The sequence below is a fragment of the Methylobacterium sp. CCH5-D2 genome, from assembly GCF_001556475.1.
Classification (GTDB): Bacteria; Pseudomonadota; Alphaproteobacteria; order Rhizobiales; family Beijerinckiaceae; genus Methylobacterium; species Methylobacterium hispanicum.
Genome location: NZ_LSIX01000605.1, coordinates 1 through 608, shown reverse-complemented (window position 1 = coordinate 608; position 608 = coordinate 1). Strand labels below are relative to the sequence as shown.

Genomic DNA, 608 nt, shown 5'->3' with positions numbered 1-608 from the left:
CCTGCCGCAGGGCGATGAGGTTCGCGCCGTATTCCTGCCGGCCGACGAGGAGCCGGTCTCCGGGACGGAAACCGCGGGCCAGCGCGTAGAAGGCCATCTGCCACGCCCGCGTCGCGCTCTCCGCGAGCGCGATCTCGTCGGGCGCCGCCCCGATCAGTCGGGCGACGCTCGCGTAGACCCCCGCGAGGCGTTCGGCCTCCCGCTCGGCCGCGCCGTGCCCGCTCCAGGCCGCCTCGAGGTCGAGATGGGCCTTCACCGCCTCGACCACGGGCCGCGGCATCAGGCTCGCACCGGCATTGTTGAGGTGGATGCCGTGCGCCGTCCCGGGCGTGTCGGCGCGCAAACGCGCGAGGTCGAGGCCGCTCACGAGCGGAAGATCCGCGAGTACTGCGTCTCGTGCCGGAAGGATCCGAGATCGAGCCGGAAGGTGGCCGAGCCGACCGCGTCGGGATCGAGTCCCGCCACGGAATCTGCGAGCGCCGCGACGCGCGGCGTCAGCCCGGCGATCACCCGGGTGCCCGCCGCTTGGCCCACCGGCGCCGCCCTGAGGGCCGCCGAGACGAGGTTCTGCACGAAGGCGAGACCGTAGGCGGCGCGCACGGCATCGC

General features: G+C 74.2%; 2 protein-coding genes. Both read right to left on the bottom strand.

The features are described 5' to 3' along the window. A partial coding sequence (locus AX737_RS15550; protein WP_245293455.1) for an aminotransferase class V-fold PLP-dependent enzyme occupies nt 1-367 on the bottom strand: 367 nt, incomplete at its 3' end. Next, nucleotides 364-608: urease accessory UreF family protein (locus AX737_RS15545; protein WP_280949080.1), on the bottom strand; the 245-nt coding region annotated here is incomplete at its 5' end. The genes AX737_RS15550 and AX737_RS15545, both read right to left, overlap by 4 nt.